Raw genomic sequence first — 1,812 nt, 5'->3', positions numbered from 1 at the left:
AACGTTCTTTAACAATATAAAGCAATCATCTGTGTGGGCACTCGTACAGATTGAGTTCTAACAGCCAACCTACTTAGGTAGCGAGGCAAACAAATTAGAGTCTCAATTGAAAACTGAGTGACCAACAGAATAGTTATTTCGGTAATTATTCGGCACAGTCAATTCAATATCGAAAGATATTAAAATAAATTCAGAATTCATTGAGCTGTCGAAAGACATAAAACTTTTTAATTGAAGAGTTTGATCATGGCTCAGATTGAACGCTGGCGGCAGGCCTAACACATGCAAGTCGAGCGGTAACAGAAAGTAGCTTGCTACTTTGCTGACGAGCGGCGGACGGGTGAGTAATGCTTGGGAACATGCCTTGAGGTGGGGGACAACAGTTGGAAACGACTGCTAATACCGCATAATGTCTACGGACCAAAGGGGGCTTCGGCTCTCGCCTTTAGATTGGCCCAAGTGGGATTAGCTAGTTGGTGAGGTAATGGCTCACCAAGGCGACGATCCCTAGCTGGTTTGAGAGGATGATCAGCCACACTGGGACTGAGACACGGCCCAGACTCCTACGGGAGGCAGCAGTGGGGAATATTGCACAATGGGCGCAAGCCTGATGCAGCCATGCCGCGTGTGTGAAGAAGGCCTTCGGGTTGTAAAGCACTTTCAGTCAGGAGGAAAGGTTAGTAGTTAATACCTGCTAGCTGTGACGTTACTGACAGAAGAAGCACCGGCTAACTCCGTGCCAGCAGCCGCGGTAATACGGAGGGTGCGAGCGTTAATCGGAATTACTGGGCGTAAAGCGTACGCAGGCGGTTTGTTAAGCGAGATGTGAAAGCCCCGGGCTCAACCTGGGAACTGCATTTCGAACTGGCAAACTAGAGTGTGATAGAGGGTGGTAGAATTTCAGGTGTAGCGGTGAAATGCGTAGAGATCTGAAGGAATACCGATGGCGAAGGCAGCCACCTGGGTCAACACTGACGCTCATGTACGAAAGCGTGGGGAGCAAACGGGATTAGATACCCCGGTAGTCCACGCCGTAAACGATGTCTACTAGAAGCTCGGAGCCTCGGTTCTGTTTTTCAAAGCTAACGCATTAAGTAGACCGCCTGGGGAGTACGGCCGCAAGGTTAAAACTCAAATGAATTGACGGGGGCCCGCACAAGCGGTGGAGCATGTGGTTTAATTCGATGCAACGCGAAGAACCTTACCTACACTTGACATACAGAGAACTTACCAGAGATGGTTTGGTGCCTTCGGGAACTCTGATACAGGTGCTGCATGGCTGTCGTCAGCTCGTGTTGTGAGATGTTGGGTTAAGTCCCGCAACGAGCGCAACCCCTATCCTTAGTTGCTAGCAGGTAATGCTGAGAACTCTAAGGAGACTGCCGGTGATAAACCGGAGGAAGGTGGGGACGACGTCAAGTCATCATGGCCCTTACGTGTAGGGCTACACACGTGCTACAATGGCGCATACAGAGTGCTGCGAACTCGCGAGAGTAAGCGAATCACTTAAAGTGCGTCGTAGTCCGGATTGGAGTCTGCAACTCGACTCCATGAAGTCGGAATCGCTAGTAATCGCGTATCAGAATGACGCGGTGAATACGTTCCCGGGCCTTGTACACACCGCCCGTCACACCATGGGAGTGGGTTGCTCCAGAAGTAGATAGTCTAACCCTCGGGAGGACGTTTACCACGGAGTGATTCATGACTGGGGTGAAGTCGTAACAAGGTAGCCCTAGGGGAACCTGGGGCTGGATCACCTCCTTATACGATTTAGAACTTATTTGTTCGTAGTGTCCACACAGATGATTGTTA

General features: G+C 50.1%; 1 rRNA gene. It reads left to right on the top strand.

The features are described 5' to 3' along the window. The first annotated feature begins 228 nt into the window (after positions 1-228). Positions 229-1,764, top strand: a 16S ribosomal RNA gene (locus tag CXF64_RS09930). The last annotated feature ends 48 nt before the right edge of the window (positions 1,765-1,812 follow it).

This window comes from Pseudoalteromonas sp. GutCa3, assembly GCF_002836155.1.
GTDB classification, from domain to species: domain Bacteria; phylum Pseudomonadota; class Gammaproteobacteria; order Enterobacterales; family Alteromonadaceae; genus Pseudoalteromonas; species Pseudoalteromonas arctica.
Note: the sequence above shows the minus strand (reverse complement) of the source record. Positions and strands in the feature narration are given on the sequence as shown.